Genomic DNA, 5149 nt, shown 5'->3' with positions numbered 1-5149 from the left:
CCTGTGACAGTCTCCGGATAGGCATCAAAGAAGGCATCCACACCTTGACCGTTGGCAGAGAACGGCGTGGTGACTGGGTTGAAGTCAGAAGAAGTCGATACACCGTAAGTTGTGAGGCTTTGGGAGAGCGCGATCAAGACTTGCTGTGCAGCACCTTGATACGCTGAATTGATGGCTGCAAAGGCAGCAGAAGCTCCTTTTTGCTGGTACGCCGCGGTTAAAACCTTAGGAACATATTCAACAGCTTGGGTGAAGCTGCTTGGGCTCTGAAGGCTTCCTACCAGTGGTTGCGTGCCAAGAAAGTAATAGGCGATGCTCGTCGTCAATGGCGTGATATTGACGGTCCCACTAACAGGAGAATTGCCATCCGAGGGGATGGCCAGCGTCATTAGGGGGATGTTGTTTGGGGCCCCGGAGATCACAGCGATCTCCACAGGCCCTGGAGCACAGTTTGTGCTCATGCTGTAGGTGCCGTCGCTCGCCGTGGTTGCGGAACCGCACTTGTTGCCATTGACATCAAAGGCGACAACAGAGCCGCTAACAACAGGATTCCCATAGGCGACCGTGCCATTGACACTTGATGGAGTCGTTGATGGAGTCGTATTCTGGGCTTGTCCACTAGGGCCGCTGCTGCTTCCCCCGCCACAGGCCGTCAGGCTCAGACTGAGCGCGGCCACAGCCCCCAAGCGTGCCGTCCAAGACGTGCGACGCAACGACACTCCAACACCATGCAAAATGCGCTGATCCAACGACATCAAGAGCTCCCTGTTGTAGCGGATGGTTATATGGGTGGTAGCGTAGTCAGCCAAGTCCTGTCCGCTTCAGGCCTCGACACCCATCAGAATATGCAAGACATTGTTAATGATTGTATATGAAAGTGGGGTGAGGCTCGGCCGCAAATGTATCGGTGCGTTACTAGCGCGAGTGCGCCAAATGCTGGCGGCCAAGGGCCGTATCAAAAACTAGACTCTTTGCGCCAAACTGTCTCGTTTGCCGTGCCGCCTGGTTGCTTCCACAAAGGGAAAGCCGAGATCAGACAGGAGGCCAAAACAAGACATTACGTTGAATGAGCCAGCCCGGCGACCTTCGGACGGCCGCCCTTTTTGCCATTTTCGCGGGATGCTGCCGACTTGGCCGTGCTTTTCACACTCCCGACGATCGACGCGGCGACTGTCTTGGCCATGCTGCGCAGTGAATCACTGGTTCCAACCAGGCCTGCAATTGACACGTGCACGTCGCGGTCATCTAGGCAAACAGCGCTCCCCGCGAACCCCAGCTCCATCCGTTTGAGATCATCATCTCCAAGCGCCGCGAGTTCAGGCTCATTCTCCACAGGAAGCACGATGGCGGATCGGTCGGCAAAGCCGACCATGAGGGCGCGAATTTCCGGCAGGTAACGCAGGGATTGCGCATGGATGCCGCCGCCCTTGCGCTTTTGCCCAAGTGCCACGGCCCGCTGCAAAACAGCAGGCGTCACCGCCTCATCATCCCGAATTTTTGCGACGACAGTTTTCATAGCGCAATCTCCAAAGGCTGGTTGTATCCGGCCAGGTGCAGGATCGTCCTGTACCGTGTTGCATCAAAACGCGCCGAGATAATCGGCACGGCCCCAGGGCGCCCATCCCGTGGGCTGACCACCTCCTGCGCTGCCTCATCCCACAGTTGGCGATCCAGGCAGAGCGTCTGGCGACTTGACCACCAGATTTCTCTGGCGCGGCGCAGGTTTGGCGCCTGTTTGATTGTCAGGCGAACACCCTCCAGCACCGAGACTGTTGGCGCATCCTGCGATGGAACGACATCCCAAAGCCGCACCCCTTGATGCCAGAAGCTGAACGTGAGGCGCGCCTCCCAGGATGGCGTGCCCACATGCACATGCGGCGGGCAATGTTCGTTGCGCGTGAGAACAGCGATCACCAGTCCGTGATGCGAGCAGACTTTCATCTGTCAAATAATAACCTAACCGATGGGATAAATGAGTGTCGATTGGAGTCATGCTTATCAGTCCGTGGGTCTGCGGTTGATCGACCTGCGGTGGTGATGACGACGCAGATATAGCTAATTAAAAACAGCTAGATAGCTACAAGCAATCAGCTTGCTTATTGCCTTCCTTTTGCGTAAGCTAGCAGCTAGCTATCAAACTTAGGAGGCCTTATGGCGGCAGTCGTCGCGTTCGTTTCGCAGAAAGGCGGGGTCGGGAAAAGCACCCTTTCCCGCGCATTGGCGCGCGAGGCCGCCGCCGGTGGGTTGCGCGTCAAGGTGGCTGATCTGGACACCCAGCAGGGCACGTCCGTTGACTGGCACCGGCAACGGCTCAATGCAGGCATCGAGCCATCGGTGTCCGTCGAAGCATTCGCCACAGCAGCGCAAGCCCTCGGTGTCGCCAACGGTTTCGACATCCTCATCCTGGATGGCCCGGCCAGAACCAGCCAGGCGACGCTTGAAATTGCGCGAGCGGCCAACTTGGTTGTGCAGCCAACAGGGGCATCACTGGACGATCTGCGGCCTGCTGTGCGGGAATTTCACGCCTTGGTTAAGGCTGGAGTTCCGTCTGCTCGTTTGGCGTTCGCTTTGAACCGCATCGGTACGCAGGCAGAAGAGGCTGAGACGAGGGCCTATTTGGCAGAAGCAGGCTATGCCGTTCTGGAAGGTTGCTTACTTGAGCGGCCGGCTTATCGCCAGGCGCAAAACGCTGGGCACGCGATCACCGAAACCCGTTACGCGGCCCTCAACGGGCGCGCCGACACCCTGATTCAATCCCTCATCGACAGAGTGACCAACAATGGCTGACGTATCCAAACTGAAGAGAAACACTCTCGGCGCACCACCGCCGATGGAAGAAGCAAGTAACAACCTGCATGCGCCGGAGGCGGTTCCAGTTGTCCATGTGCAGGTGACTAGTTCCGAACCATTCCAGCGTATGGATGGGCGCTCAGCTCGTCGTACCAATCGAACTCTGCAATTCGCAACCCGCGTGCGTCCGGAATGGGACGCAGAACTGCGGTCACTTGCGCGCCGCGACGGGTTGCTACTTGTCGAGGTACTAGAACGCGCCCTGGAACTCTACAAAAATAAGAAAGCTAGCGGCTAACTATCTACAAGCTAGCGACTACAGTGGCATCTATGGGCGACGCTAAAAAGAAGGGCAATAACGGCCCCGGTCCGGTGGACGAGGATCTGGCCTCATCGTCAGCTCGCCTTGGCCAAGTTATGCGCGATTGCGATCGATGCGAAAAAAAAGCGCAACGTGAATTGCCATTTGGCGATGGTGCCGCGCCTGTCGACCAAATCAGCGGGGAGGATTTTGGAGTGGTCAACAAGGACGATGCCTTGGGCGATCAAGACGTGATCGAAAGCTGGAATATGCCAGCTGAGGAAGTGTCGCCCGGAAGTCTGGATTACTTGCGTGCTGCTCACCGCGTGCTGTCTGAACAGATCGTCGCGACCAATCGTGAGTTGGCGCGTGTCGCAAATCAGGATCGCCTTGATAGTTCGAAAGTCCGCGTAGTGCGAGAACGCCTTGACGCATTGCAGGTGCAACGTGCCGGACTGGATGCGGTGATCGAAGATCAGGTGAATATTCTGAAGGCGCGGCAGCGTGCAGAGGTCCGCGCAGCTGCGGAGGCAACCGACGGCAGTCCGCAGGCCCAGGGCGGACTAGTCAAGGTTCGCCACCCAAATCGGGATTTCTTCTTGGCCGACATGTTCGACTATGCCTTGAAGGATGACGGTGCGAGCATGGAAGCGCCGATTTTCACTCTAGCGACCAAGCCAGACTTGAGCATTTGGCAGTGGTCGAGCCGCGACGGAAATAGGGCAGTGAAAGTCACGCCGTCAGTGCTTGGCAGAGCGACACAACATGACAAGGACGTTCTGATTTACGTGGTTTCGCAGATGACCGAGGGACTGAACAGAGGTCGCGACGACGCGAAAAATCGGACGGTCCGCTTCACGGTCTATGACCTTCTTGTTGCGACAAACCGTGACACCAGCGGACGTGGGTACAAACTACTGCATGAGGCGTTCGAGCGGTTGCGCGGCACATCAATTACGACCGACATCAGAACCGGTGGACAGCGAATCCGGGAAGGCTTCGGCATCATCGACCGTTGGAAAATCATCGAGAAATCGCCGACAGACGAGCGCATGATCGCCGTCGAGGTCACGTTGTCCGAGTGGCTTTACAACGCGGTTCAGGCGTATGAAGTTCTAACGATTCACCCGGACTATTTCCGGCTACGCAAGCCATTGGCTCGGCGACTCTACGAACTGGCCCGCAAACACTGTGGCCACCAGACGCAATGGAAAATCGGTCTTGATCTGCTGCAAGCCAAGGCCGGCAGTAAATCGACCCTCAAAGAGTTCCGACGAGCCATCCGCGCCATCGAAGGCGACAACAGCCTGCCCGAGTATCAGCTTGTCCTCAACGACGACGATGTGACATTCCTCACCAGAGACGTAAAACGGCTGATCGCCAGCGTGGCCGAGCGATCATCTGGCCAGTAATCGGAAGTACATACGTATTCTCATTCGTGATTTCACCCACCGCAAGATCACGCCTGTGGATAGACACGTGATTTCACCCACCTTTGCCTGTGAATGGGCACGTGATTTCACCCACCGATCATTCGTGATTTCACCCACCAAACTACCCCGCCAAGCCAATAACGGCGCGGGTTTCAAAAACCGTAACGCGCGCGCGCGGTCTTTAACTTATAAAGTCTTTAACGCAGTCCACCCCCCCAAACGGTGGATAACTCTGTATGTCAGGGCGACAGCACAAGCCGAAATATTTCATCGAGCCCCCGCTTTGCGGGGAGATCACGCCCCGTTGGGGCTTGTGGTCCCCAGGCGGCGGGGACTGCCGTCCCCCTGTCCTGCGCTGCTCAGCCCTGCGGGCTTGCGCTGCTCGCCGCCTCGACCCCCAGGGGGCCTAGCAGCCCCCCGCCTTTGGCGGCACCCCCCGCAAGCAACCCCAGCTTGGCAAGAGGATGGTGTTCGGGGCTGTGTTTTGTCTCTGCTTGGCAGCTTGGGCAAGGCGCAGCCGCGCAGTGCCCCGTAGGCCGCCCTGGAAGCCGACGCAGCCGGTGGGCGAAGTGTGGGCAAGGGGGTGGGTGCGGCGTGGGCGGCGCAAGCCGTCCAAGGGCCTTTT

7 protein-coding genes are annotated in these 5149 nt (G+C 57.8%); 3 read left to right on the top strand and 4 right to left on the bottom strand.

Annotated elements, in window-relative coordinates:
- The 3 genes from Q0C48_RS02785 to Q0C48_RS02775 all read right to left on the bottom strand — a co-directional run.
- A partial coding sequence (locus Q0C48_RS02785) for a hypothetical protein (RefSeq protein WP_291521331.1) occupies positions 1–755 on the bottom strand: 755 nt, incomplete at its 3' end.
- Between the two features lie 302 nt (positions 756–1057).
- On the bottom strand, positions 1058–1516 hold the full coding sequence (locus Q0C48_RS02780) for a DUF2442 domain-containing protein (protein WP_291521329.1): 459 nt from the start codon (positions 1514–1516) through the stop codon (positions 1058–1060).
- Positions 1513–1941 carry a hypothetical protein gene (locus tag Q0C48_RS02775; protein ID WP_291521328.1) on the bottom strand — a complete coding sequence of 143 codons (429 nt, stop codon included), beginning with the start codon at positions 1939–1941 and terminating at the stop codon, positions 1513–1515. Before Q0C48_RS02775 ends, Q0C48_RS02780 begins: the two co-directional genes overlap by 4 nt.
- Positions 1942–2151: 210 nt before the next feature.
- Here Q0C48_RS02775 and Q0C48_RS02770 point away from each other — a divergent pair, with 210 nt between their 5' ends.
- From Q0C48_RS02770 to Q0C48_RS02760, 3 genes are read left to right on the top strand one after another with little or no spacing between them, the layout of a single operon-like run.
- Positions 2152–2787, top strand: a complete 636-nt coding sequence (locus tag Q0C48_RS02770; RefSeq protein ID WP_291521326.1) for a ParA family protein — start codon at positions 2152–2154, stop codon at positions 2785–2787.
- Positions 2780–3088 (top strand): hypothetical protein, encoded by a 309-nt coding sequence (locus Q0C48_RS02765; RefSeq protein ID WP_291521324.1) that lies wholly within the window; start codon positions 2780–2782, stop codon positions 3086–3088. Before Q0C48_RS02770 ends, Q0C48_RS02765 begins: the two co-directional genes overlap by 8 nt.
- Positions 3089–3120: 32 nt before the next feature.
- On the top strand, positions 3121–4503 hold the full coding sequence (locus tag Q0C48_RS02760; protein ID WP_291521322.1) for a replication initiator protein A: 1383 nt from the start codon (positions 3121–3123) through the stop codon (positions 4501–4503).
- Between the two features lie 380 nt (positions 4504–4883).
- Here Q0C48_RS02760 and Q0C48_RS02755 read toward each other — a convergent pair.
- On the bottom strand, positions 4884–5149 hold a 266-nt coding region (locus Q0C48_RS02755; protein ID WP_291521320.1), incomplete at its 5' end, for a hypothetical protein.

The organism is Acidithiobacillus sp. (genome assembly GCF_023255755.1).
Taxonomy (GTDB): Bacteria; Pseudomonadota; Gammaproteobacteria; order Acidithiobacillales; family Acidithiobacillaceae; genus Acidithiobacillus.
The sequence above is the reverse complement of the archived record's forward strand: the minus strand, read 5'-3'. Positions and strand labels throughout refer to the sequence as shown.